The following is a 23,613-nucleotide window of genomic DNA, read 5'->3' on the forward strand; positions in this document are numbered from 1 at the left end:
GATCGGCATGGGCAGGGACTAAAATGCCGCCTTTTACGTTGGTCTGGCGCTGGTGTCGGCCAATGCAGCCTCAGCGATATTTTTTTGTTCTACCCCTTTCGTCCTTTAATTTGCATGCCGCTTTGCTGTGCGGTGCTGCTGCTGTGCGCATGAAGCAGTTGGCGCTGGATATTGGCTTGCCCACAGGCCCCTCGTTAGAGCGTTTTTATGCCGGGCGCAACGCGCCCGTGGCGCAGCATGTACGTGCCTGGGTGTTTGAGCGCCAAGGGGGGCACATGCCAGTGCCCACCTATGTGTGGGGGGAAAGCGGGGCGGGAAAAACCCACTTGCTCCAAGCTGTGCGCCAATTGCTGCGCGAGCAAGGCGTGGCACTGGGTTGGATGGATGTGACCACCGGTTTTCCGCCGGAGTTTGACGAGCGCTGGGGCGCGGTGCTGATGGACGATGTGCACAGCTACACCCCCATGCAGCAGCAACGGGCGTTCAACTGGTTTGTCAATGCCAGCAACCCGCCCAGCGGTCGGCCGTGCTGGGTGCTGACGGCGGGCAATGCGCCCCCGGCCGAGTTGCGCTTGCGCGATGATTTGCGCTCGCGCCTGGGCTGGGGCCATGTGTTTCAGCTGCAGGTGCCCAATGAAGATGAATGCCGCCGCATCCTGCAAAACGAGGCGGCCGCCCGGGGCGTGACCTACAGCGCCGATGTGCTCGATTACATGCTCAAGCGCTTTTCCCGCGATTTGTCCAGCCTGATGCAGCTGCTCGATATGCTGGATGAGTTTGCACTGCGCAACAAACGGGCAATCACAATTCCATTGCTAAAAACGATGCTAGAGACAATGTAAATAAGCGCTAGCAGCTCTCTTTTTTAATATGAAAAAACCCCTTTACCGTCTTGCGCTGTTCGATCTTGACCACACCTTATTGCCCCTGGATTCCGATCACGGCTGGGGCGAGTTCACCATGCAGATCGGCTGGTGCGACCGCGCCGAGTTTGGTCGGCGCAACGATGCTTTTTTTCAGGACTATTTAGCGGGCCGCTTGGATATCCATGACTACGTGCGCTTTGCCACTGAGGCTGTGGTGCAGCGCGGCCCGCAAGCGGCGGCGGCCGCGCACCAGCGTTTTATGGACGAGATCATCCGTCCGGCCATCCGCCCGGAGGCCATCGAACTGGTGCGCCGCCACCAACAGGCCGGGGACGTGGTGGTGATTACCTCGGCCACCAACGAATTTGTCACCCGCCCCATCGCCCAGGCGTTTGGTGTGGATGAACTCATCGCCACCGAACTGGCACGCGGCCCCGACGGCTGGCTGACCGGGGAAGTGGCGGGCCAGCCCAATATGCGCGAAGGCAAGGTGGCCCGCCTGGCTGCCTGGCTGGCCGCACGTGGCTGGGACTGGAGCGATGTGGAGGCCACCTTCTACAGCGACTCCATGAATGACCTGCCCCTGCTGGAGAAAGTCCAGCACCCCGTGGCCACCAACCCCGACGAGCGTCTGCGTGCCTTGGCGCAAGAGCGCGGCTGGCCGGTGCTGGACTTGTTTAAAGAAAAATAAACCCTTTTCATGATCAAAACTTTTATCGACAAACTGCTGGGCAAACCCATCGCCCGCAGCCGCAAAAATCCCTTTGGCAAACGCGAGGAGCTGCCGGCCAGCGTCCACGGCATCAATCCTGAGCTGGTCGATGACCGTGCGATTGATGTGGTGCGCACGCTAAAAAACGCCGGCTTTGAGGCCTACATCGTCGGCGGTGCCGTGCGCGATCTGCTGCTGGGCCTGCGCCCCAAAGACTTTGACGTGGCCACCAATGCCAGCCCAGAAGAGGTCAAACGCCTGTTTCGCCGCGCCTTCATCATTGGCAAGCGCTTTCGCATCGTCCACGTCGTTTACGGGCGCGGGCGTGAGCACGAGGTGATCGAGGTCTCCACCTTCCGCGCCTTTTTGGACAACAGCCAGGCCGAGCAGGTCAGCGGCAACGAGCGCACCAGCAAGCAGCAGCTCATGGGCATGCAGCACGCCGTCGATGCCAGTGGCCGCGTGCTGCGCGACAACGTCTGGGGGCCGCAAGACCAAGATGCCACGCGGCGCGATTTCACCATCAATGCCATGTACTACGACCCGCAAAGCCAAGTGCTGGTTGATTTTCACAAAGGCATCCAGGATGCACACAAGCGCGTGCTGCGCATGATTGGCGACCCTGAACAACGCTACCGCGAAGATCCCGTGCGCATCATCCGCGCCGTGCGCTTTGGGGCCAAGCTGGCCCACCTGGGCTTTAAGCTGGAGGCGAAAACCGCCAAACCCCTGGTCGCCTGCGAGCCGCTCTTGCACGATGTGCCGCAAAGCCGCCTGTTCGATGAAATGCTCAAGCTGCTGCTCACCGGCCACGCCACAGCGTCGATTGAGCAACTGCAAAAGCTTGGCCTGGCCAAAGGCATCTACCCGCTGCTGGACGTGGTGGTGGAGCGCGCTGCCACCCCGTTGGTGCAGGCCGTGCTGCAAGATACCGACCGCCGCGTGGCCGAAGGCAAAACCTGCGTGCCCAGCTTTTTGCTGGCCTGCGTGCTCTGGCAAGACGTGCAAGCTGGCTGGCAGCAGCGCCTGAACAACGGTGCGCACAGCTTTCCTGCGCTGCAAGACGCGATCGACGAAGTGTTCGAGCGGCGCATTGGCGATGTCTCGGGCCGGGGCAAGCTGGCCGCCGACATGCGCGAAATCTGGGCCATGCAGCCGCGCTTTGATAAGCGCACTGGGGCCACGCCCTTCAGTCTCGTGGCCCAGGGGCGCTTTCGTGCGGGCTTTGACTTTTTGCGTCTGCGCGCCGATGTGGGCGATGCCGATGAAGCCCTGGCCAATTGGTGGCAGTTGTTCCAGTACGCCGATGAAGCCCAGCGCGAAGACCTGATCGCCCAGGCCCGCGACGAGCAGCGCCAGCGCCAGAAAACGCAAAAACCCAAAGCAGCACGCAAACCCAAGGCAGACGATGACGGTAGCGCCAGCCCCCTGGAGGCCGCTGGCGTGCAGGCCGGGGAGGAGGGCGATGCCCCCGCCAAAAAACGCCGCCGCCGCCGTAAAAAATCCGTGGGTGAAACCACCAGCCCCGCGCAGGAATAAGGCCCCAAGCCATGCCAACAACAACGGTATATGTTGGCTTGGGGGCCAACCTCGGTGACCGGGGGCAAGCCTTGCAGGCGGCAGTCCATGCCATGGCGGCGTTGCCGGGGACGCAGCTGCAGGCGGTGTCATCGCTCTACAGCAGCGCCCCCATTGAGGCCACGGGGCCTGACTACCTCAATGCCGTGGCGGTTTTGACCACCGACTTCGGCCCCGAAGCGTTTTTGCAGCAACTGCAGCACCTGGAGCAGGCCGCAGGCCGCCAGCGCCCCTACCGCAACGCACCGCGTACTTTGGATTTGGACATCCTGCTGTGGGGCCAGGCACAGCTGAACACCCCCAGCTTGACCGTACCCCACCCGCGCATGCGGGAGCGGGCCTTTGTGCTGCGGCCGTTGGCTGAGTTGGCACCCGAAGTGGTGACGGCAGCGCAATTGATGGCGGTGGCCGACCAGGCTATTGAGTGTTTGCAGGGAGTGGATTGGATTAAAAAAGAGAGCTTATAGCGCTTATGTGGTATAGGTTTTTCGTTGTTTTTGCCTATTTTTTATGCTTGTGCATGGGCTTGGCCAAAGCGCAAACCACATTGCCGCCCACAGCAAAAAATACGGTGTTTAAATGCCAGCTAGAGGGGCGGATTGAGTATTCCGATACCCCTTGCCCCGATGCCGTCACCGTCGATGTCACGCCCACCCGTGGTGTCGATCACATGTCCGGCACCCAACGCCGCAGCGCGAGTGTGCAGCGAGAAATTTCATACGAAAACTTGACTGGGCAATCCCAGCGCTCCTTGGCGATTGGATGGGGCGATGCCTTGCCAAAGCCCAACAATGCAGCCACTGCTGCGCCCGTGCCAGTCGCGCCGCCCAAGGCTGGAAATTCGCCACAGCGCGGAGCACCTTTGGGCAACACGGTGGTTGCGGCGCTGGGTGTGTTACAGCCTCTGCTTTGGTTGTTGCCGCTATTTGTTGTTGCAGCAGCCTTGAAAACAGTCGCCTTCAAAGGCTGGATCGGCGAAAGGTTGGTGCGCCATTTGCTCAAAAAACGTCTCCATGCACCCAGTGAGGTCTCGCTGCACAACGTCACCGTCCAAGATGAGCGCGGCAGCACACAGATTGACAGTATTCTTATCTCCGAATACGGAATTTTTGTGCTGGAAGTCAAAAATTACAGCGGTTGGATTACGGGAAGAGTCGCCGACAGCCATTGGAGGCAAACGCACTACCGTCGGCAGTATGAATTTCAAAATCCGCTGCGGCAAAACTACCGCCATACCCAGGCACTGGAGCGCCTACTGGGCTTGCCCAGCCCGGTGTTTCATTCGGTCATTGTGTTTGCCGGGGACTGCGAGCTGAAGTCAGATTTTCCAGACAACGTCTGCACCAAGGCGGATCTGAACGCTTACATCGATTCCTTCACGCAAAAAGTTTTGCCCAAGCAGCAAGTGCAGGCCATTGCCCAGGCGATTGAAAAGCACCGCTTGCCACCCACCTGGGCGACGCATCGCGCCCATGTGCAACATTTGCGCAAACAGCGGCAAAAAACAGAGCCTTTCTAGTGCGCAGGCAGCGCCCCATAGGTGTGTGTGGGTCTTGGGAAGACTTGCTTGAACTGTTGCAAAATTTTGGCAAATTTCTTTTTTAAATTGAAAAAAATGTTATAGTTGCGGTCTTCGCAATTTTGTAGTTGTGAAAAACCAAAACCAGTACTTCATTAGTAGCTGCTGGTTGTTTGCGGGAATAGCTCAGTTGGTAGAGCGCAACCTTGCCAAGGTTGAGGTCGACGGTTCGAGACCGTTTTCCCGCTCCAAATTTTGGCGCGATAGCAAAGCGGTTATGCAACGGATTGCAAATCCGTCTAGCCCGGTTCGACTCCGGGTCGCGCCTCCAGAAAACGCGGGAATAGCTCAGTTGGTAGAGCGCAACCTTGCCAAGGTTGAGGTCGACGGTTCGAGACCGTTTTCCCGCTCCAAATAAAAGGGAAGCAATCGCTTCCCTTTTTCATGTTCTCCTGGCTTGTAGAGACAAGCGAGTTGATGAAAATCAGGTAAGCTAGATCGCTTTCCTGCACAGCTTTAGGTGAATGTGGCCTCGGTGGTGAAATTGGTAGACACCCGGGACTTAAAATCCCGTGCCGCGAAAGCGGCGTGCCGGTTCGATCCCGGCCCGAGGCACCACATAGGCCACAAAAATGAATCGCTACAACACCCCTTTTGAAATTCATGTGCACGGTCAAGTGGCTTTGCGCCCGGATGTCACGCCTTCCCAGTTACAAGAAGCCTTGAAACCCCTGTGGTCCTACGCGGGCGCGCGCTCTTTGCAAGACGGGGCGGTAAGTGCTTATGAAGAGGAGCCGGGCATCGTTTTTGATAGCGCTGCCCACATGCTGCAAATGTGCTGGACGGTTTCTGGGGCTGAAGATTTTCGCTATGCCCTGGATGATTTTTGCATGGGCTTGAATGAGCTGGCGCAAGAGGGGGCAGCCATTGAAGTGACCTTCTACGATGCCGAGTTTGACGAAGAAGAGGCGGGCGAAGGCGAAGAGTCGCGCGATGACTTTGTCATGCTTTTTGTTGGACCTACCCCGGCGGCCATCATGAGTGTGCAGCGTGACATGCTGGTGCAAGACGTGATTCATCTGATGGAGCGTCACTTTGATGCCTCCGAATTGGCCGGTGTGGTGGGCGAGATTGACAAGTTATTTGCCCAGCGCTTTGATAACTTGGTCAATTCCCTGGACCTTGGCCGCCAGCCACCGCGTGGTGGCCCTCGCGGTGGTGGCCGTCGGCCCCGGCACTTGCACTGAAGCCGCAGTCCAGAAAACAAGTCAGGCGCTTACATCGCGCCTTGAAACCCTAAGGCAGCCGATATGTGGTGGGCGCAGCTTTTGAGCTTGGGCAGCCAGCTGTCATCTAGACGGTCTGCCGGGGCAGAAATCGATAGGGCGGCCACCAGTTTGCCTTGGTCATCGTAAATCCCGGCGGCCATGCAGCGCACGCCCAGTTCCAACTCTTCATTGTCGTAAGCGATGCCGGTTTGCCGTGCTTTGGCCAGTTCGCGCTCTAACTGGGGTAGCTGTGTGAGGCTGTTGTGGGTATTGCCTGACAGGCCGGTGCGCATGGCGTAGCTGCGCACGTTTTGCGGATCGTCAGCGGCCAAAAACAGCTTGCCGTTGGAGGTCAGGTGCAGCGGTGCGTGTCCACCAATGGCTCGGACCACCTGCATGCCGGAGCGCTCGCTGTAGGCGCGTTCCACATAGACGATCTCGTCGCCCTGGCGGATGCTTAAATTGACCGGTTGCTGGATTTGTTTGTGCAGCAGGCGCATGTGTGGCAGTGCGGCCTCGCGCACGCTCAGGCGCGCTTTGACCAGGTTGCCCAGCTCCAGCAGGCGCATCCCTAGGCGGTAGGTGCCTGCCTCGGGGCGATCGACAAAGCCGCCGGTGGTCAGGTCGTTCAGGATGCGGTGGGCGGTGGAGGGGTGCAGGCCGGTTTTTTCACTGATTTCCTTCAGGGCAACGGGTTCTTCCTTGGCGGCCAGCACGTCGATGAGGGTGAACATGCGCTCCAATACTTGGACGCTGGGTTTGTTGGGCGTTTCGTTGTCGTTTTTCTTCATGTGAAATAGAGAGGCAAATGGGCCGCATTCTAGCCCCGTGCTTGCCTTTGCCTTGCTTTCATTGCGGCTGGTGTGCTTGCCATTGTCCGTGGCGCAAAATTTCATGCGGATGAAAGTCTTGCTTGTAGCGCATCTTGGGGCTTTTTTCTATCCAGTAGCCCAGGTACACATACGGCAGGTTCAGGCTGCGGGCCAGCTCGATTTGCCACAAGATGCCGTAGGTGCCGTAGCTGGCCTCAGGGTGGTCGGTTTCGTAGAAGGTATAAACGGCAGAGAGGCCCTGGGTGAGCAGGTCAATGATGGAGACCATCACCAAAGCATTCTCGGCCCGGGGGTCGCGAAACTCGACCAGGCGGGTTTCAATATGGCTATCCAGCAGAAACTGACGGTATTGCGCAACGCTGTCGTTGTCCATGCCGCCGCCGGGGTGGCGGGTTTTTTCATAGCGCTGGTACAGGGCGTAATGCGCAGGGTTGTAGTGCAGCCGCTGGATGCTGGCCTCCAGGTGCCCGTGGCGCTGCCAAGTGCGGCGCTGGCTGCGGCTGGGCTGAAAGTGCGCCACCACAACGCGCAGTGATTCGCATGCTTGGCACTGGGCGCAGTGCGGGCGGTAGGTGAAATTTCCGCTGCGGCGAAAGCCCTGCTCCATCAGGCTGGAATAGACCGGGGTGGTAATCAGGTGATTGGGGGCAACGACCAGCGACCGGGCCTGCTGCGTGGGCAGGTAGCTGCAAGGGTATTCGGCGGTGGTGTACAGCTGCAAGATGGGGTGAACAGGCTCAGTCATAGGTGGGCAGGCCAAGCGTAGCCCATAAATGGGGCGAAAACTGCCAATGCATCGCGGGATAGGTTTGCTGGGCTTGGGCCACTTGCAAAAAATCATCCCGGGGCATTTCTGCTGCACCGAGCGAGGCCAGATGCCGGGTGGCTTGCTGGCAGTCGATTTGCACCACGCCTGCACTGCGGCACAGGGCCACCAGGGCTGCCAGGGCGATTTTGGAGGCATCGCGCTGGTGGGCGAACATGGATTCGCCATACACCGCCCGGCCCAGGGCGACGCAGTACAAACCGCCGACCAGTTCCCCGCCAATCCAGGTTTCCACGCTGTGCGCCAAGCCTTGGGCGTGCAAGTCGCAATAGGCATCGATGATGCTGGGCACGATCCAGGTGCCGTCTTGCCCTGGGCGTGGGGTGGCGGCGCAGTGCTGCATGACTTGGCGAAAGCTGTGATCGATGCGAATGCTGCAGCGTGGGTTGCGCTGAAAATTTTTCAGCGTCTGGCGCAGTGAGCGGTGCAGGCGAAAGCGTTCTACCTGCAGCACCATGCGCGGGTCGGGCGACCACCACAGCGGTGGCTGGCCCGGGCTGAACCAGGGAAAAATACCTTGTTGGTAAGCCGCTTGCAGATGGGGTGCGTCCACCACAGCACCTGCCGCCAGCAGGCCGGGCAAGGGGCTGTCCTGGCCCCAAGCGGTGCTGACCGGGGGGAAGGGGTCGTGTGGGGTGAGCCAGGGCAGGGGGGGAGGTGCGGTCGTCACGGCGGGAATAATAAAAAAAGCCAGACAAATTGGCATCTGTCTGGCTTTATTTTGGCTCCCCGACCTGGGCTCGAACCAGGGACCTGCGGATTAACAGTCCGTCGCTCTACCGACTGAGCTATCAGGGAATATTCGGTAACTATCTATTTAAATTTTGGCTCCCCGACCTGGGCTCGAACCAGGGACCTGCGGATTAACAGTCCGTCGCTCTACCGACTGAGCTATCAGGGAAGAGCCGCGATTATAGGCATGGAATTTTGGCTTTCGCAACAAAGTGGGGAAATTTTTTAATTTTTTGCGGTTGCTGTGGGTGGCTCGGGTCTGCGCCACAGCCACAGCAGCACGCCGGCCATGCAGCTGCTGGCCAGCATGGGGGCCCACCAGGGCTGGGCCAGCCACCACAAGATGGCGGCGCTCAACGCCATGGTGATGGCCGCGCTGTATTTGGCGCGGCGGCTGACGTAGCCGCCGGCCTCCCAGTTGCGCAGCATGGGGCCAAACAGTTTGTGGCGGTGCAGCCAGGCATGGATGCGTGGGCTGCTGCGGGCGGCGGCCCAACTGGCCATCAAGATAAAGACGGTGGTGGGCAGGCCCGGCAGAAAGACACCGACAATGCCCAGGCCCAGGCACAGCAGTGCAAAAAAACGTAGCACCCACCGCATGATGGAGCTAGGGTGGTTGGTGCTAGCCGGTACAGATTGTTGTGGGGCTTGCGGTAAGCGCACTGTTTTTTTTGGGCGCGGCGGTTTGCTGGGGGGCAGCGGGGGCTGCTGCGCCTGCCAGGCGGGCAAGGCGGCGTGGATGAGCGCGGGGGCGTGGGCATCGTTGGCGGCGTAGCGCACTTGCGCCGGGCTGAGTGTTGGCGCGGCCCAGTTGCTGGTGCTGGTGCGTTTGGATTTGCTAAAGCTGCGCTGCAATACGATGGCCATGGCGGCGCGCACGCCGGTGTTGTGGCCAAAGCCGTGGTGGCGAAAGACTTTGTCCAGGTCCAGCACGTTGGCCGGTTGTACGCCCAGGCGCTGGGGCAGGGTGCGCAAATCGTTGTCCAGGCCGAAGCCGACTTTGGTGATGTGGGGCGCGGCCAGTACCTCGCGGGCCAGCGCCAGGGCCTGGGGGTGGCGCAGTTGCAGCACCCAGGCCGCGCGGGGTGTGGCCAGTTGCACGATGTGGGGGCCATCGTCGTGCTGGTCGGCGCGGAAGATGGGCTTGCTCTCGGTATCAAAGCCCAGGGCGCTGGCGGCGAGCAAGGCGGCGCGGGCTTGCGCCCATTCTGCGGCCGTGGCCGGCACCTGGATGGCGCTGTCTGGCAGGGGGGTCCAGGGCGGGAGCAGGGCGCTGTCGGCCTTGCTGGGGGCAGTGCGGCGCGGCATGGGTTTCTTTGATTCGATAGCTTCTAGCGCTTTTATTTATTGGACTTATTGGGCTTTTGGCCTTTTTTCTATTTAGATATCAGCGGATGATGCTACTTTATTTTTAGCAGGCCGGGTGCGGTAGAACTGCAGGGGCTGCTCGTGCATTTGGCGCTCGTGCTGGTGCAGGACGGATTTTTTCATCTTGCCCACGACGTGCATTTCGCAGGGTTTGCAGTCGAAGACGAGTTTGAGCTTTTCCTTGCCGTTGATCAGCTGCAGCGGCTCGGCCTTGATGGTGCCTTTCACGCCGACCACGCCCTTGGCCTGTTTGGGGCACAGGCTCATGGAAAAGCGCACGCAGTGCTTGGTGATCATCAGGCTGACTTCGCCTTCTTCCTCTTTGCTTTCGTAGGCCGCGTCGATCACTTTGACGCCGTGCTTGACGTAAAAATCGTGCGCCTGGTGGTTGAAGACGTTGGCCAGGTAGGTCAGCGTGTCTTCGGGGAAGGGCACGGGCGGCTGCACGGGCGTGGCGCGGGGCAGGCGGGCCAGCCCCTGGGCGCGGGCGCTCTCCAGGGCCGCCACGGCATCGCGGCGCAGCTGGTTGAGGGCCGAGGCGGGCACAAACCAGGGCTGGCTCAGTTGCAGGGCGATGTCGTGCGCTGCAAAAATAGTCGCGCCAAAGCGGCCCAGTTGCTCGCGCAGCGTGGCCTCGGCCTGGGCGGCGTCGGTGGCGGCTTGGTGGGGCTGGGCGATGTGGGCGTGGCCGGTAAAGCCGTCCTCGTCGGTCAGCGTCAGCGCGAAGCCGTCCGGGGTTTCGCTGAAGCTGGCCCACAGGCCGATGCGCCGGTCGCTGGATTTTTTCTCGAGGGTGCGGTTCCAGGCCATGTCGCGGTTGCGGTTGATTTCCAGGCCCTTGCGCAAGTCTTTGAAGCTGGTCAGCGCATCTTTGGGGAAGATGCGCCAGATGCCTTTTTTGGCATGGACGCATTCGGCGCGATTGACGTGGATGCCCACCAGTTCTTTTTGCAGGTCGTAGTAGCACAGGCCGTCGCCGTTGTGCAATTGGGTGGTTTTGTCGCTGACTTCCAGCTCAAACCACTTGTCGCCTGCGGGCCCGATCTGCGTCACCCAGCCGATGGCGCGGCCTGGGGTTTTGGGCGTGTCAAAGGCACCGATGTCGATCTGGCGGCCCTGCACGAAGTAGTCGGTAAATTCGCGGTTGAAGTTTTGGTCCGGGTCGGGCGTGAAGCTGAAGGTGGTGCGCCCCGAGGCGGCGCGGGTGAATTCGCCTTCTTCGACGATTTCGTCCAGCAGCTTGCGGTAATGGGCGGTGATGTTTTTCACATAGCCCATGTCTTTGTAGCGCCCTTCGATTTTGAAGCTGCGCACGCCCGCACTGATTAATGCGCGCAGGTTGTTGCTTTGGTTGTTGTCTTTCATCGACAGCACGTGCTTTTCGTGCGCAAGGATGCGGCCCTGGGCATCGAGCACTTCGTAGGGCAGGCGGCAGGCCTGGTTGCAGTCGCCCCGGTTGGCGCTGCGCCCGGTGTGCGCGTGGCTGATGAAGCACTGGCCCGAGTAGGCCACGCACAGCGCCCCATGCACGAAAAACTCGATCGTCGTGCTGGGCTGGAGTGCATCGCGGATGGCGGCAATCTGCGCCAAGTCCAGCTCGCGCGCCGGGACGATTTGCGAGAAGCCCACGTCTTGCAAAAACCGGGCTTTTTCGGGCGTGCGGATGTCGGTTTGTGTGCTGGCGTGCAGCTGGATGGGGGGCAAATCCAGCTGCAGCAGGCCCATGTCCTGCACGATCAGGGCATCGGCCCCGGCCTCGTACACCTGCCAGGCCATGCGCCTGGCATCTTCCAGCTCATCGTCGCGCAGGATGGTGTTCAGGGTGATGAAGATGCGGCTGTGAAAGCGGTGCGCGTGGGCGATCAGGCGCTCTAAATCGGCCAGGGCATTGCCCGCTGTGGCGCGGGCCCCAAAGGCGGGGCCGCCGATATAGACGGCATCGGCACCGTGGTTGATGGCCTCAATACCGATATCGGCGTTGCGGGCGGGGGCAAGCAGTTCAAGCTGGTGGGGCAGGAGAGACATAGGGCGCGAATTATCCCTGCGGGCGCGATCAGGCGTGCAGGGCGGGGGCTTGTGGCAGGGGCTTGGCCAGTGGCGGCGGATAATGCGCCGCCTATGTCCGAGCCCTTTTTTCCCGATCCTGCCGCAGTGTCTGATGGCGCTGAAACCGACCAGCACTGGATGCGCCACGCCCTGCGCTTGGCCCGGCAAGCGGCGGCGGCCGGTGAGGTGCCCGTGGGGGCCGTGGTGGTCAAAGGCGGGCAGGTACTGGGCGAGGGTTTTAACGCCCCCATTGGCCAGCACGACCCCACCGCCCATGCCGAGGTGCAGGCGCTGCGCCAGGCGGCCCAGCGGCTGGGCAACTACCGGCTGGACGGCTGCACTCTGTATGTCACGTTGGAGCCGTGCACCATGTGCAGCGGGGCGCTGCTCAACGCCCGCATCGCCCGGGTGGTGTATGGGGCGCGGGAGCCTAAAACCGGGGCGGCCGGGTCGGTGCTGGATGTGTTTGCGCTGCCGCAGCTCAATGCCCACACCACCATGGAGGGCGGCGTTTTGGCCGAGGAGTGTGCGGCGGTGCTGGCTGAATTTTTTCAGCAACGCCGCCAGCAGCAGCGCCAGCAGGCCCAGCCGCTGCGCCCGGATGCTGTGCGCACGCCCGAGCGCTGTTTTGCCCCCGATCCGGAGTGGCCCTGGGCGGCGCGGTATGTGGCCGATCTGCCCGGCCTGGCCGGATTGCGGCTGCACTATGTGGACGAAGGCCCCCCCACGGCCCCCGCCTGGGTGCTGCTGCACGATGGGGTGGGCAGCAGCTATGGCCTGCGCTATCTGGTGGCCGCGCTGTTGCAAGCGGGGCAACGGGTGGTGGCGGTGGATTTGCCCGGCTTTGGGCGCAGTGACAAGCCCAAAAAAACGCAATGGCATTTACCGCAAAAACATACGCAGATAGTGCGTGAGCTGCTCTTGTTTTTAAAAATTGATCAGCCCCGCTGGGTGGTGCAGGAGGGGGCCGCCGCCGTCTTGCCCGCCCTTGCCGGCCCAGCGTGGGATTGGTGCCTGCAAGGCCCGGCCCCGCTGGGTGCGGCAGCGCAGGCCCCGTTTCCTGATGCTGGGCACCGCGCTGGCCCCCGGGCCTGGGCGCAGTGGCCGGTGCAGGCCACGGTGGCGCGTTGGCATGGCACGGTGCCGCACGATGCCGCCACTGCGCAGGTGCAGGTCAGGGCGGCTATGGAATACTTCGGCACTTAGTTTTTCAATGGCCTTTGGGCCTGCCCTCTACCGTGTCTTCTCACCATCCTGCCCACGATTCCCAGCATGGCCATGACCATGCGCATTCCCACCACCACCCCCAAGCGTGTGACTGCCCCCACCACCACCCCACGGGCACACGGCATATTTATGTGTACGCACCGTCTGGGGTGATTCGTGACAAGGCCGCGTTTCGGCGCGGGGTGCGCCGCCTGGAGGCCATGGGCCATTGCGTTGAGGTGGATGCCGATGCCCTGGCCCGTGACCAACGCTTTGCCGGTGACGATGCCACGCGCCTGGCCGCCCTGCACCGTGCCGCCGCCAGTGGGGCCGACGTGGCGCTGATGGCCCGGGGCGGTTATGGCCTGACGCGCTTGTTGCCCGCCATTGATTACGCCGCCGTGGCCAAGGCCGTCAGCCAAGGCACGCAGTTTGTGGGCATGAGTGATTTCACCGCCTTGCAAAACGCCTTGTTGGCACAGACCGGGGCGGTGAGTTGGGCCGGGCCGCTGTTGTGCGCCGACTTTGGTGCCAAAGATGGGGTGGATGAGATCTGCCAGGCCTTTTTTGAAGACCTGCTGTGCGGCCAGGGCGAGGGCGCAGGCTGGCGGCTGCCCAAAGAGCGCGGCGCGGCCACGGCGCAGCCCGAGGGGGTGGACATTCCTGGTGCGGCGATTTTGTGGGGCAGCAATTTGGCGGTGCTGGTGTCCTTGCTGGGCACGCCTTACTTTCCGCAGATTGACGGCGGGATTTTGTTCTTAGAAGACGTGGGCGAACACCCCTACCGCATCGAGCGCATGCTCACCCAGCTGCTGCATGCCGGGGTGCTGGCGCGGCAAAAGGCGATTGTGTTGGGCCAGTTCACCGACTACAGCCTGAGCCGCCACGATGCCGGTTTCAAGCTGCAAACCGTGGTGGACCGGCTGCGCGGACAAGTGGCCTGCCCGGTGCTGACTGGCCTGCCGTTTGGCCATGTGCCCACCAAGGTGCTGCTGCCGGTCGGGGCCACGGTGTCGCTGTCGGTTCAGGGGCGGGAGGCGCTGCTCTACTGGGGGCATGTGTAAGATCATGAACACGTTCTAAGCGGGTTTGTTGAAGGCAGCAGCATGCGTGGCCACGGTAAATTCATCATAGTTAATATTTAATAGGCTTCCATTTTTAAAAAAAATTAACAATCTATTGACGCTTGCCAATGTTAGAGTTTTGTTACTTGCTGAAATGCAATGAAGTGGGCTTGGTGGTGTGCCCTTTCAGCGGTACAGAACAATGCATATAAAGCAAAAATGGCTATGAAACAAAGAGATAGTTTGTGGGGGCTGCGCTTAGGTGTGGGGGCTGTGCTTGGCGCGTTATCGCTACAGACAGTGTCGCAAGAGGCCGTGCCGGTGTCCGATATTGGCGCTGCGCGGGTTCAACAGGCGGCGCAGGGGCAGCCGCCGCTGCCCGTCTCGCACTGGCGGCCACGGTTGCAGGATTTGGGGCTGGGCGGTGTGGTGCGCTTGCGCGGTACGCAAAGCGAGGTCAGCGTGGGCCTGGGTATTCGCCGCGATGAGCAGGTGGAGCTGGCCCGTTTGCGTTTGCAATTTACCCTCTCCCCGGCGCTGCTGGCCGATTTGTCGCACCTGAAGGTGTCGTTCAACGACCAGCTGATCCAGACCATTGTGTTGCCCAAAGAGCGCTTGGGCCTGATGCACCAGGTGGAGCTGGACATTCCCCCGGCCTACTTTGCCGATTACAACCGTTTGCAGTTTCAGTTCATCGGGCACTACACCCTGGAATGTGAGGATCAGGAGCATTCCAGCCTGTGGGCCGAAATCAGTGGCCAAAGTCGGCTGGATCTGACGCTGCGCCGCCTGCCCTTGAAAACGGACTTGGCCTTGCTGCCAGCACCGTTTTTTGATCCCCGTGATAGCCGCCCGGTGCAGGTGCCAATTGTGTACGCGGCCCGCCCCAACCAGGGCGAGCTCAAAGCCGCTGGCACCGTGGCGGGCTGGTTGGGGGCGTTGGCTGCGTACCGGGGCACCGAGCTGTCGGTGCTGGAAAATGAGTTGCCCCTGCGCTCGGCGATTGTGATTGCCACCAATGCCCACCGCCCTGACTTTTTGCACGACCTCCCGCCTGTAGAGCAGCCTACCTTGAGCATGGTGGATCACCCCCTGGTGCCGGGGACGCAACTGCTGCTGGTCTTGGGCAAGGATGAGGCGCAGGTGGAGCAAGCGGCCCAGGTGTTGGCGCTGGGCAAAGCCGCTTTGTCCGGGCGCAGTTTGCAGGTGACGCAATTTGAATTTCCTGCGCTGCGGGCAGCCTACGATGCCCCGCGCTGGATTTCCTCAAAGCGTGTGGTGCCGCTGGGGGAGTTGGTGGAGCGCCCTGAAGAGTTGCAATTGCGTGGCACCACCCTGTACGACACGATTCGCATTAACGCCCGCATGGCCCCAGACTTATTTACCTGGAATGCCAAAGGCGTGCCCCTGCAGTTGCAGTACCGGTACACGCCGACCCCGCTGTCGGATCGGGGAGCGTTGAATGTGGCACTCAATGACCAGTTTTTGCGCTCTTACCGCCTGTACGCCAGTGGGGACAGCCAGGGCAAGGTCAGCGCCCTGCTGCCCTTGGTGGAGGATTCCCCAGGCCAGACCCGCTCGAATATGAAGATTCCGGCCTTCATGGTGGGTGGCGACAACCAAATGCAATTTACCTTTGCCATCCCGCCAGCAGACTTGGGGCGCTGCCGCGCCACCCAGCCGGTGGAATTGCGGGCGGCGCTGGATCCGCAATCGACCATCGACCTCACCGGGTTTGATCACTACATCGCCATGCCCAATTTGGCCGCGTTTGCCAATACCGGCTTTCCGTTTACCAAGTACGCCGATTTGGCCCAGACCGCAATTGTGCTGCCCAGCCAGCCCACGGTGGCCGATGTGCAAACCTACTTGGCCGCCGTGGCCCGCATGGCCGCTTCTACGGGCTATGCGGGAACGCGCTTTGCCTTGCTCTCCAGCGACAGCATTGACCAGGCCAAAGACCGCGATATTTTGCTGATCACCCATGGGGAGCAAGACAGCGTGTTGCAGCAATGGCAGGCCGATCTGCCTGCGCTGCTGGCAGCGGGCCAGCGCTCGGTGCAACCCCTGGCGCGGGGCTTGAACCGGTTTAATGAGCTGTTTCGCCTGGGGGAAGGAGCCCCCACAAAAGTGGCTGCTGGGATGACCACCCTGGAAGGCGATGGGCCATTGGCGGCGGTGGTTGGGCTGCAATCGCCCTTTACCAAAGGGCGCAGTGTGGTGGCCTTGACCGCGACGAATGCCCAGGCCATGGATTGGGTCGGCAAAGGGCTGACCGAGCGCGGCCGGTTGGAGCAGTTGCACGGTGATTTGAGCCTGCTGCGCGGCGATGTGGTCGAGAGCTTTCGCATCAACCCGGTGTATTACGTGGGGGATTTGCCTTGGTACAAATGGGCGTGGTTCCATCTGCACAGCCACCCCTTCTTATTGGCGGCGCTGGGTATTTTTGCCGGCTTGGTCGTCACCTTGATAGCCTACGGCAGCTTGCGGGCCATGGCCCGTCGCCGTCTGGAGCGTGATGATGCTTAAGACCGGGGCCCGCAGCCATCCATCGCGCCGTGTGCTGTTGCAACACACGCTATTGCTCAGTGCGCTGGGCTGGCCCGCCCTGGCTGGGGCCAGCCCCAAGCCATCCGCACAGCGGGCGGGGGCCTGGGCGGATTGGGACACCTTTGCCCAACGCTTTTTGCAACCCGATGGCCGGGTGCTGGCCAATGCGCAAGGGCAAACCCACTCTGAGGCGCAAAGCTACGCCTTGATGTTTGCCCTGATTGCCAATGACCGCCCCCGGTTCAAAAGCATCCTGCGCTGGACAGAAGACAACCTGTGCGCCGGGGATGTGACCACCCGCCTGCCTGCCTGGCTCTGGGGCCAACAAGACGATGGCCAGTGGGGCGTGCTGGACAGCAATGCCGCCTCGGATGCCGATGTCTGGATTGCTTACGCCTTGATTGAGGCTGGGCGGCTGTGGAATGTGCGCCGCTACCGCGCGCTGGGCCGCAGCTTGGCGCAGCGCATTTTGGCCGAAGAAACCGCCGACCTGCCCGGCCTGGGCCACACCCTGTTACCCGGCCCCGTGGGTTTTGTGGTGGAGGCCGGGCAACGCTGGCGGCTCAACCCCAGCTACTTGCCGCTGCAGGCGCTGCGCCGCTTGGCCGCGGTGGCCCCAGCGCAGACGGCGGCGCAGTGGCAATCCTTGCTGCACAGCAGCCAGCGGGTGCTTATCGAATCCGCCCCCCGAGGGTTTGCACCCGATTGGGTGCTGTACGCCGCAGATCAGGGCTTTGTGCCCGACCACCAAGGCGAGCAGCAAGCCCTGGGCGCGTACAACGCCATCCGGGTGTATTTATGGGCCGGCATGCTGGCCCCGCAAGATCCGGCCCATGCGCCGCTGCTGCAAGCCTTGGCCCCCATGGTCGAGCGGGTCGCTGCCTTGGGCTACCCGCCAGAGATGGTCGATAGCGTCACCGGCGTGGTGCAAGGCGCTGGCGGTGGGGGCTTTGCCGCTGCTTTGCTGCCCTTGCTGCAGGCCGCGCAAGCGACGCAGGCGCTAGCGGCGCAGCAACAGTATGTGGCAGACCACCCGCCCCAGCCCGATGCCTATTACGGCGGCTGCCTCATGCTGTGGGGCCAAGGCTGGATGCAGGGCCGCTACCGCTTTGCTGCGGATGGCCAGCTGCTGGTGCCCTGGGGAGACCCCGCATGAAACCGCAGCGTTTGCGCTGGACCCCCTTGGCCGTGTGCCTGGGGGCCTGGGGCCTGGGCGCGGTACAGGCCCAGGCCCAGCCCCCGCTGCCAGCAGTCAGCCCGGCCCCGCCGCTGCGCTTGGCCTCGGGTCTGGCCTTTAGCCTTGCGCTGGGCGAAGCCGCCGCCCCCAAGCGCCCGGGCCGCGCAGCGGCCGTGGCGCAGCAGGTGCGCTTGGCACCGTCGCCTGAGCTGGAGCAAAACCGGGGCAGTGCCGCTGCGGGCGTGGAGGATTTATTGCGCAATGCCCGCCGTTGGTTGGTTCAGGGGCGTGTGGATTTGGCCCGGCAGAACATTGAAAAACTCCTCTTGGCCAACCCCCAATCGCCTGCCGGTTGGGCCGAGCTGGGCAATATCGCACTGCTGGAGCAGCAACCCGAGGAAGCGCAAAAAATCCTCGATCGCCTGCGCCAGCAACACCCGCAAGCGCCGGCAACCCACGACCTGGCCGCCCTGGTGCGCGTGTACGGGGCCGAGCAAGAGGAATTGGCCCGCATGCGCCTGCTGGCCCGTGCCGGCCGGGAAAAAGAAGCGGCTGAAATTGCCCGCGCCTTGTTCCCGGATGGCCCGCCGCAAACGGGCACCTTGGGCACGGAGTACTACCGCATCGTTGCGCGCACCGATCTGGGGCCCCAAGCCAGCAGCGCCACGCGCCAGGCGGCGCAAAGCATGTACGAGCAGACGGGGGAGCTGGAATACCGCCTGATCGCCTTGGAGATTGACCAAGCCCAAGGCGCACCGGCGCTGCCCTTGGCGCAGGCCGTGGAACCACTGGCGGGCCAGCCCGGAATCGACCCCTACCGGCTGCGCGATGTATGGCGGCGCATTCTGGAGCGCCTGCCAGCCAGCGTGGCCGCCCAGCAGCGGCTCAAAGCCTACCTGCGGCGCTACCCCGACGATACGGCCGTGGCCGAGCTGCTCCAACAAGCCCAAGACCCCATCAACCTGAGCTTGGCTGCGGCCGAGCAAGCCTTGGAGGCGGACAACACGGCCCAGGCCGAAGCCTATCTGCACACCGTGCTCAAGCAGCGCCCCCAAGCGCCGCAGGCCCTGGGAATGCTGGGGCAAATCCGTTTTCGCCAATCGCGCTATGCCGAGGCGCAGCAATTGCTGGGCTTGGCAGCGCAGCACTCCGACGAAGAAAAATGGCGCGATCTGTTGGCATCGGCCCGGTTCTGGGGGCTGTTGCAGCAAGCCGATACCGCCCAGGCCACCGGGCAGTTGGAGCAGGCTGCGGCCTGGGCCACCCAGGCGCTGCGCCTGCAGCCAACCAATGCCGAGGCGTTTGTCACCCTGGGCCAAATCCGCGCCGAGCAAGGCCAGGCCGAAGTGGCACGGCAGTTATTTCGCCAAGCCCTGGTGCTTGAGCCTGGGCACAGCGGTGCGTTGCGCAGTATGGTCGGCTTGTTGATTCGTGCTGGGCGCTTGGAAGCGGCCCAGGCGGCTTTGGACGAATATGGCCAATACGCCAACACCAGTGCGGACAGCCGTGCCTTGCGCAACGGGCTGCGGGCAACGGTGCTCAGTGCCCAGGCCGATCTGTTGGTGGCCAAAGCACAACCGGGGGCCGCTTTGCGCCTGTTGGAAGAAGCCGCCGATTTCACCCCCGCCGACCCGTGGCTGCGCCACCGCATCGCCCGCATTTACCTGGAACTTGCCCAGCCGCACGAGGCGCTGCAAGTCATGGACGAAGGCATGGCCCACGATGACCGTTCGGTTGAAATGCGCTTTGCCCGGGCCTTGATCCGCAATGCCGCCAATGATTACGCCGGGGCGGTTCAAGATTTAGAGCATGTACCGCTTGCACAGCGTACAGATGCTATGCAATCACTCCTTAAATCATCGACAGTGCAAGCGAAAATAGCTTCAATAAACAAAGCAGGGGCCAATGCAGCAGCCCTGCTGGCCGAGGCTGAAAACACCGCTGGCGATGATGACCGCCTGCTTTGGGCCGTGGCCAATGCCTGGTTTGACCAGGGCGAAGCGGCCCAGGCGGTGGCGGTGTTTGACCGCCTGGCCCAGCGCCTGGGCGGCCCAGACAAGCTGCCCCCCGCCGTGCGCTTAGACCATGCGGCCTTGTTCGCACGGGCGCGGCAGGCGGCGATGGATGAGCGCCTGGCCACGCTGTTGCCCGCCTTGCACGCCCTGCCGGGCTGGGAGGCCCCCGAAGCCCAACGCTTGGCCGAACTGACGCTGACCCACCGCGAACGCGCCGTGGAGGCCTTGGCCGCCGCAGGGCAACTGCCCCAGGCGCGTGCGCTGGCCAGCGCCCCCCTGTGGGGGCTGCAGCACCTGCCCCCTGGCCAGGCTGACTTGGGCCAAGGCCGCCTGCACCTGGCTGCCAACGATTGGGCCCAGGCCGAGCACGCCTTGCGCAAAGCCCAAGCCGCCTTGCCCGACAACCCCGAGGTGCGCCTGGCCCTGGGCGATGCCTATGCCCGCCAAGGCCAGCGCCAGGCCGCGTATGCGCAAGCCCAGTGGCTGCAGGCGCATTTGCCCCAAAGCGCCACCACCGACCAATTGGCTTTGCTGCGCCTGCTGCAGCGCATTCCTGCGCTGGAGGCGGCCAACGCCCTGGCGCAAAAGCTGCTGGCCACCGCGCCCCAAGACATCCCCGTGCTGCTGCACGCCGCCCGCCTGGAGCGGGCGCAAGACCGCTACGCCCAGGCGCTGGGCCACTTCCAGACCGCGCAAAAACAAGAGCGCCAAACGCAGGAAGACAGTGCGTACATCGCCGAAAACATTGCCGCCATTGAAGCGCGTCGCCAAGCCTGGATCGAGACCGGCGTGGTGCGGGTGGGCAAATCTTCGACCGAGGGCATCTCTTCTTTGCACGGCCACGAAATCCCCACCGTGGCCTGGTGGCCCAAAGGCTATGCGGGGCACTACTTTTTGCATGCCGACCGGGTGCAGCTCAATGCCGGGGGCTTGCCCTTGGCCCAAAGCGATGCCTTGGAATATGGCCAAGTGGCCGCCTGGCCCAGCAGCGCCTACCCCACCTCGCCCGGCACGCCGCGCGGCCATGGGATGAACCTGGGTTTTGGCTACCGGGGCACGGGCCTGGAGTGGGATGTGGGCGTGATTGGCGCGGGCATGCCGGTGACCAACTTGGTGGGCGGTGTCTCGTACGGGGAGTGGAATGAGGATTTCAACTACCGCGTTGAGCTATCGCGCCGCCCAATTACTGGCAGCCTGCTGTCCTACGCCGGGGCGCACGACCCGATCACCGGCAACACCTGGGGCGGGGTGGTCGCCACTGGCCTCAGTGGCCGGGTGGGCCGGCCGATGGGGCCGGTGAGCACCTCGCTGTCGGCCAGTTTTGCCGTGCTGCAAGGCAAAAACGTGCAAAACAACACCCGCTTGCAATTGCGGGCGGCCGCAGACCGCGATGTGTGGCAGGGAAAGTACAGCACGGTCAATGCCGGGCTGGCCCTGTCGTACTGGAGCTATGGCAAAGACCTGTCGGAGTACACCTGGGGCCATGGGGGCTACTACAGCCCGAAAAACTACCTTTCCCTGAGCCTGCCCATCGAGTGGGGCGGGCGGCGCAACAAACTCACCTGGCTGGTGCGCGGGGCGCTGTCGTTCTCTAGCAGCTCCAGCCAGGCCAGCCCTTACTACCCCGGCAGTGCCGCACTGCAAGGGCAGGCCCAGGCGCAAGGCGTTTCCCCTTTCTTTGACGGGGGGCGCAGCAGTGGGCTAGGGCGCTCCTTGCGCAGCGTGGTGGAGTACCAAGTCACCCGCAATCTGGCCCTGGGGGCGCAGCTGTCGCTGGACCGCTCGGCGTACTACGCCCCCACCAATGCCCTGCTGTACATGCGCTGGCTCATTGACCCGGTGCGCGCGCCCTTGGCGGACCGACCGCGCCCAGTGCAGCCCTATTCGGATTTTTGAGATGGCAAACACTATGACGGCAAGAAAAGACAGGCGCTCGTGGTGGCAGCGTTTTTGGCGGGTTGCGGCCCAACCGGCCCAGCCGGTGTCGGTGGGCATGGATGGCCTGCCCGCTGGGGTGGGGGTGCTGCCTGCGGGCGCGCCCGCTGTGCTGTTGGCCGCCGATGAAGCCAGCAGCCAAGTGTGGGGGCCCTTGGTGCTGCAAAGTTTGCTGGCCGCTGGCCCGGTGCTGGTGTTGGCGAGCAGCGCCCAGCAGGCCGATGCCCTGTGGCAGCACGCCCCTTTGCGCCAAGCCTATGCGGCGGGTCAGTTGCAAGTGATGCTGTTCCCGGCCAAGCAACAAGCCTTGCTGCGCCAAGAAAATTTGGGGGCCTGGGCCAGCGAAGTGCGCCGCGCGGGCTTAGCCGCTGGGGCGAGTCTGTGCGTTTTGGATGCCCGGGCCATGCTCTCGGGCGCATCGCAAGCGCAACTGCGCAGTTTGGGCGGGCAGCTGCGCCGCTTTGCCAAACGCCACGCCTGGCCCATCGTGCTGATGCTGCCCTTGGCCCCCCCAGCCAGTGCGGGGGGCGCTGCCCTGCAGGCCTCTTTGGCCGAGGCGGAACAGCTGGCCAGCGCGGCCCGTTCGGCCAGCCTGGGCCTGGGCCATGTGGCCACGCTGGAGCACACCGGCGACCATCCAGTGTTGGCCCTGCACAGTTGGGATGGCCCCCAGGGGATGGTGTTTCATATGCGCTATGACCTGCAACTGCAGGCCGGGCGGTTGTGCTATGCGGGCAGCTACTCGCATGGCGAAGTGCCGGTGCTGGTGCAAGCGCCCGATCTGGAGGTGGTGTACACCACCACCGCCTGCGTGCCCCCGCCCATTGAGGTGCCCGCGCACTGGGTGGTGCTGCCCGACTGGGCCGCCTTAGAACACGCTGCCCAGCAGGCCAAGGGGGCCACGGTGCTGCTGGATGTGGGCGATCCGCAGGCCTTTGATGCCTTGTGCGCCCTGGTGTACCGCCTGCGCAGCCGCTTGGCCCCCAGCGTCAAAATCATTGTGCGCGAGACCTCGGGCAAATTGCGCGCGCACAGCGAGCAGGCTTTGCTGCACTTGGGGGTCACGGCGGTGGCCTACCGCGAGCTGGGTTTTGCCCGCTTGCTGCGCATGATTGCCTCGGCACGCACCTTGGTCCACACCCAACCAGTGCAAGGCACGATGGAGCAGGTGCTGGGGGCCTTTGCCCCCGCCCATGTGCGCGGCTACCAAGCCCCGGCGGCGTTTGAACAAGCGGCCCGCCAGATGCTGCAGCGCAGCCGGGCGGTGGGGTTGGTCCATTCTCTGGTGCATTTGCAGCTGTTGCCCCGAATTGCCCATGTGGACGCACTCCAAGCCTGTCGCGTTTTGCGCAATGGGGACTTGGTCACCGCCGATGCCCAGGGGTTGCAGCTCTTTTTATTCGCCTGTACGCCTTCGGATGTGCCCTACGCCCTGAACAATATGTTTGCCCTGCCGCTGGAGCAATTGTTTGCGGCGCAAACGGTCGATAGCTCCGAGGTCGGCATTGCCCATGCCTTGCAGCAATTGCGCACCCAGGCCGCACGCTTGCCGGATTACACGGTGGCCTTGCAGGCGGCAGCCGCTGCGGTGGTCGATCTTGCTGTTGAGCCTGCCGCAGCCCCTGTGGTGGCGGCAGCACCGGCGGCAATGACGCTGCTGCCGCCGATGGCCCCCCCGCCGCCCCAGACAGAGCGTGCCGCACAGCCTTGGCGTGCCCACCCGATTGGGCGGCGCAGCACAAAAATTTTGGAGTCCAGTGTATGAGCGGTTGGTATTTGGCCCTGGGCCTAACCCTGGGAGCCGCGTTGGGCACCATCGCCTGGCGCCACGGTGGTTTGTCGGCCTTGTCCCGCAGGCCCCGGTATTTGCAACCCTACCGCATGCCTGCCGAGCGTGCGCCTGGGCAGCCGGAGTAAG

Annotated in this window: 18 protein-coding genes, 6 tRNA genes and 1 pseudogene; 17 read left to right on the forward strand and 8 right to left on the reverse strand. The window is 62.9% G+C overall.

Features of this window, described 5'->3' with window-relative positions; all coding sequences use genetic code 11:
• The first annotated feature begins 149 nt into the window (after positions 1-149).
• The 10 genes from hda (at position 150) to J1777_RS00630 (ending at position 5,922) form a co-directional block, all read left to right on the forward strand.
• A complete protein-coding gene (gene hda / locus J1777_RS00585; RefSeq protein ID WP_207573903.1) occupies positions 150-842 on the forward strand; it encodes a DnaA regulatory inactivator Hda in 693 nt (230 codons plus the stop codon).
• Between the two features lie 28 nt (positions 843-870).
• On the forward strand, positions 871-1,557 hold the full coding sequence (locus J1777_RS00590) for a histidinol-phosphatase (protein WP_207573904.1): 687 nt from the start codon (positions 871-873) through the stop codon (positions 1,555-1,557).
• A 9-nt stretch (positions 1,558-1,566) separates the two neighbouring features.
• The gene (pcnB, locus tag J1777_RS00595) at positions 1,567-3,117 is read left to right on the forward strand and encodes a polynucleotide adenylyltransferase PcnB (protein ID WP_207573905.1); all 1,551 of its coding nucleotides are present in this window, start codon (positions 1,567-1,569) and stop codon (positions 3,115-3,117) included.
• An 11-nt stretch (positions 3,118-3,128) separates the two neighbouring features.
• Positions 3,129-3,623, forward strand: a complete 495-nt coding sequence (folK, locus tag J1777_RS00600) for a 2-amino-4-hydroxy-6-hydroxymethyldihydropteridine diphosphokinase (protein ID WP_207573906.1) — start codon at positions 3,129-3,131, stop codon at positions 3,621-3,623.
• A 203-nt stretch (positions 3,624-3,826) separates the two neighbouring features.
• A complete protein-coding gene (locus J1777_RS00605; RefSeq protein ID WP_207573907.1) occupies positions 3,827-4,675 on the forward strand; it encodes a nuclease-related domain-containing protein in 849 nt (282 codons plus the stop codon).
• A gap of 175 nt (positions 4,676-4,850) precedes the next feature.
• Positions 4,851-4,926, forward strand: a tRNA-Gly gene (locus J1777_RS00610).
• 6 nt (positions 4,927-4,932) lie between these two features.
• Positions 4,933-5,006, forward strand: a tRNA-Cys gene (locus tag J1777_RS00615).
• Positions 5,007-5,012: 6 nt separating this feature from the next.
• Positions 5,013-5,088 (forward strand) — tRNA-Gly (locus tag J1777_RS00620).
• A 116-nt stretch (positions 5,089-5,204) separates the two neighbouring features.
• A tRNA-Leu gene (locus tag J1777_RS00625) sits at positions 5,205-5,293 on the forward strand.
• A 14-nt stretch (positions 5,294-5,307) separates the two neighbouring features.
• Entirely contained in the window at positions 5,308-5,922 is a 615-nt protein-coding gene (locus tag J1777_RS00630) for a DUF6806 family protein (RefSeq protein ID WP_207573908.1), read from the forward strand.
• Positions 5,923-5,951: 29 nt separating this feature from the next.
• Here J1777_RS00630 and J1777_RS00635 read toward each other — a convergent pair whose 3' ends face one another.
• From J1777_RS00635 to J1777_RS00670, 8 genes and pseudogenes are all read right to left on the reverse strand, one after another.
• Complete coding sequence (locus tag J1777_RS00635) at positions 5,952-6,734, reverse strand: IclR family transcriptional regulator (protein ID WP_207573909.1); 783 nt, start codon at positions 6,732-6,734, stop codon at positions 5,952-5,954.
• A gap of 58 nt (positions 6,735-6,792) precedes the next feature.
• Positions 6,793-7,521, reverse strand: coding sequence for an arginyltransferase (locus tag J1777_RS00640; RefSeq protein ID WP_207573910.1), 729 nt, complete (start codon positions 7,519-7,521; stop codon positions 6,793-6,795).
• The gene (gene aat, locus J1777_RS00645; protein WP_207573911.1) at positions 7,514-8,308 is read right to left on the reverse strand and encodes a leucyl/phenylalanyl-tRNA--protein transferase; all 795 of its coding nucleotides are present in this window, start codon (positions 8,306-8,308) and stop codon (positions 7,514-7,516) included. The genes J1777_RS00640 and aat overlap by 8 nt, the downstream gene beginning before the upstream one ends.
• 16 nt (positions 8,309-8,324) lie before the next feature.
• Positions 8,325-8,400: transfer RNA gene (locus J1777_RS00650), tRNA-Asn, on the reverse strand.
• Positions 8,401-8,427: 27 nt separating this feature from the next.
• A tRNA-Asn gene (locus tag J1777_RS00655) sits at positions 8,428-8,503 on the reverse strand.
• 56 nt (positions 8,504-8,559) lie between these two features.
• The gene (locus J1777_RS14545) at positions 8,560-8,934 is read right to left on the reverse strand and encodes a YbaN family protein (RefSeq protein ID WP_207573958.1); all 375 of its coding nucleotides are present in this window, start codon (positions 8,932-8,934) and stop codon (positions 8,560-8,562) included.
• Positions 8,935-9,072: 138 nt separating this feature from the next.
• Positions 9,073-9,642 (reverse strand): annotated as a pseudogene (locus J1777_RS14550) (3'-5' exonuclease); the annotation flags it as partial.
• 72 nt (positions 9,643-9,714) lie between these two features.
• Positions 9,715-11,727, reverse strand: a complete 2,013-nt coding sequence (locus J1777_RS00670; RefSeq protein ID WP_207573912.1) for a peptidase U32 family protein — start codon at positions 11,725-11,727, stop codon at positions 9,715-9,717.
• Positions 11,728-11,820: 93 nt separating this feature from the next.
• Here J1777_RS00670 and tadA point away from each other — a divergent pair, with 93 nt between their 5' ends.
• The 7 genes from tadA (at position 11,821) to J1777_RS00705 (ending at position 23,612) form a co-directional block, all read left to right on the forward strand.
• Positions 11,821-12,954, forward strand: a complete 1,134-nt coding sequence (gene tadA / locus J1777_RS00675; RefSeq protein ID WP_207573913.1) for a tRNA adenosine(34) deaminase TadA — start codon at positions 11,821-11,823, stop codon at positions 12,952-12,954.
• 32 nt (positions 12,955-12,986) lie between these two features.
• Complete coding sequence (locus tag J1777_RS00680) at positions 12,987-14,018, forward strand: LD-carboxypeptidase (protein ID WP_207573914.1); 1,032 nt, start codon at positions 12,987-12,989, stop codon at positions 14,016-14,018.
• 225 nt (positions 14,019-14,243) lie between these two features.
• On the forward strand, positions 14,244-16,547 hold the full coding sequence (gene bcsB, locus J1777_RS00685) for a cellulose biosynthesis cyclic di-GMP-binding regulatory protein BcsB (RefSeq protein WP_242700312.1): 2,304 nt from the start codon (positions 14,244-14,246) through the stop codon (positions 16,545-16,547).
• Positions 16,537-17,724, forward strand: coding sequence for a cellulose synthase complex periplasmic endoglucanase BcsZ (gene bcsZ / locus J1777_RS00690; RefSeq protein ID WP_242700313.1), 1,188 nt, complete (start codon positions 16,537-16,539; stop codon positions 17,722-17,724). Before bcsB ends, bcsZ begins: the two co-directional genes overlap by 11 nt.
• A complete protein-coding gene (locus tag J1777_RS00695; RefSeq protein ID WP_207573916.1) occupies positions 17,721-21,656 on the forward strand; it encodes a cellulose synthase subunit BcsC-related outer membrane protein in 3,936 nt (1,311 codons plus the stop codon). Before bcsZ ends, J1777_RS00695 begins: the two co-directional genes overlap by 4 nt.
• A 13-nt stretch (positions 21,657-21,669) precedes the next feature.
• Entirely contained in the window at positions 21,670-23,460 is a 1,791-nt protein-coding gene (locus tag J1777_RS00700) for a BcsE family c-di-GMP-binding protein (RefSeq protein ID WP_207573917.1), read from the forward strand.
• Positions 23,457-23,612: a hypothetical protein gene (locus J1777_RS00705; protein WP_207573918.1), complete on the forward strand. Its 156-nt coding sequence runs from the start codon at positions 23,457-23,459 to the stop codon at positions 23,610-23,612. The genes J1777_RS00700 and J1777_RS00705 overlap by 4 nt, the downstream gene beginning before the upstream one ends.
• Position 23,613: the final 1 nt, after the last annotated feature.

Source organism: Comamonas denitrificans (genome assembly GCF_017368815.1).
GTDB classification, from domain to species: Bacteria; Pseudomonadota; Gammaproteobacteria; order Burkholderiales; family Burkholderiaceae_C; genus Comamonas; species Comamonas denitrificans.

What these genes read in the sequence shown, in the direction of transcription:
- hda (WP_207573903.1), top strand. Translation starts at nt 150, where the DNA reads ATGAAGCAGTTGGCGCTGGATATTGGCTTGCCCACAGGCCCCTCGTTA.
- J1777_RS00590 (WP_207573904.1), top strand. Translation starts at nt 871, where the DNA reads ATGAAAAAACCCCTTTACCGTCTTGCGCTGTTCGATCTTGACCACACC.
- pcnB (WP_207573905.1), top strand. Translation starts at nt 1,567, where the DNA reads ATGATCAAAACTTTTATCGACAAACTGCTGGGCAAACCCATCGCCCGC.
- folK (WP_207573906.1), top strand. Translation starts at nt 3,129, where the DNA reads ATGCCAACAACAACGGTATATGTTGGCTTGGGGGCCAACCTCGGTGAC.
- J1777_RS00605 (WP_207573907.1), top strand. Translation starts at nt 3,827, where the DNA reads ATGTCCGGCACCCAACGCCGCAGCGCGAGTGTGCAGCGAGAAATTTCA.
- J1777_RS00630 (WP_207573908.1), top strand. Translation starts at nt 5,308, where the DNA reads ATGAATCGCTACAACACCCCTTTTGAAATTCATGTGCACGGTCAAGTG.
- J1777_RS00635 (WP_207573909.1), bottom strand. Translation starts at nt 6,734, where the DNA reads ATGAAGAAAAACGACAACGAAACGCCCAACAAACCCAGCGTCCAAGTA.
- J1777_RS00640 (WP_207573910.1), bottom strand. Translation starts at nt 7,521, where the DNA reads ATGACTGAGCCTGTTCACCCCATCTTGCAGCTGTACACCACCGCCGAA.
- aat (WP_207573911.1), bottom strand. Translation starts at nt 8,308, where the DNA reads ATGCCAATTTGTCTGGCTTTTTTTATTATTCCCGCCGTGACGACCGCA.
- J1777_RS14545 (WP_207573958.1), bottom strand. Translation starts at nt 8,934, where the DNA reads ATGCGGTGGGTGCTACGTTTTTTTGCACTGCTGTGCCTGGGCCTGGGC.
- J1777_RS00670 (WP_207573912.1), bottom strand. Translation starts at nt 11,727, where the DNA reads ATGTCTCTCCTGCCCCACCAGCTTGAACTGCTTGCCCCCGCCCGCAAC.
- tadA (WP_207573913.1), top strand. Translation starts at nt 11,821, where the DNA reads ATGTCCGAGCCCTTTTTTCCCGATCCTGCCGCAGTGTCTGATGGCGCT.
- bcsB (WP_242700312.1), top strand. Translation starts at nt 14,244, where the DNA reads ATGAAACAAAGAGATAGTTTGTGGGGGCTGCGCTTAGGTGTGGGGGCT.
- bcsZ (WP_242700313.1), top strand. Translation starts at nt 16,537, where the DNA reads ATGATGCTTAAGACCGGGGCCCGCAGCCATCCATCGCGCCGTGTGCTG.
- J1777_RS00695 (WP_207573916.1), top strand. Translation starts at nt 17,721, where the DNA reads ATGAAACCGCAGCGTTTGCGCTGGACCCCCTTGGCCGTGTGCCTGGGG.
- J1777_RS00700 (WP_207573917.1), top strand. Translation starts at nt 21,670, where the DNA reads ATGACGGCAAGAAAAGACAGGCGCTCGTGGTGGCAGCGTTTTTGGCGG.
- J1777_RS00705 (WP_207573918.1), top strand. Translation starts at nt 23,457, where the DNA reads ATGAGCGGTTGGTATTTGGCCCTGGGCCTAACCCTGGGAGCCGCGTTG.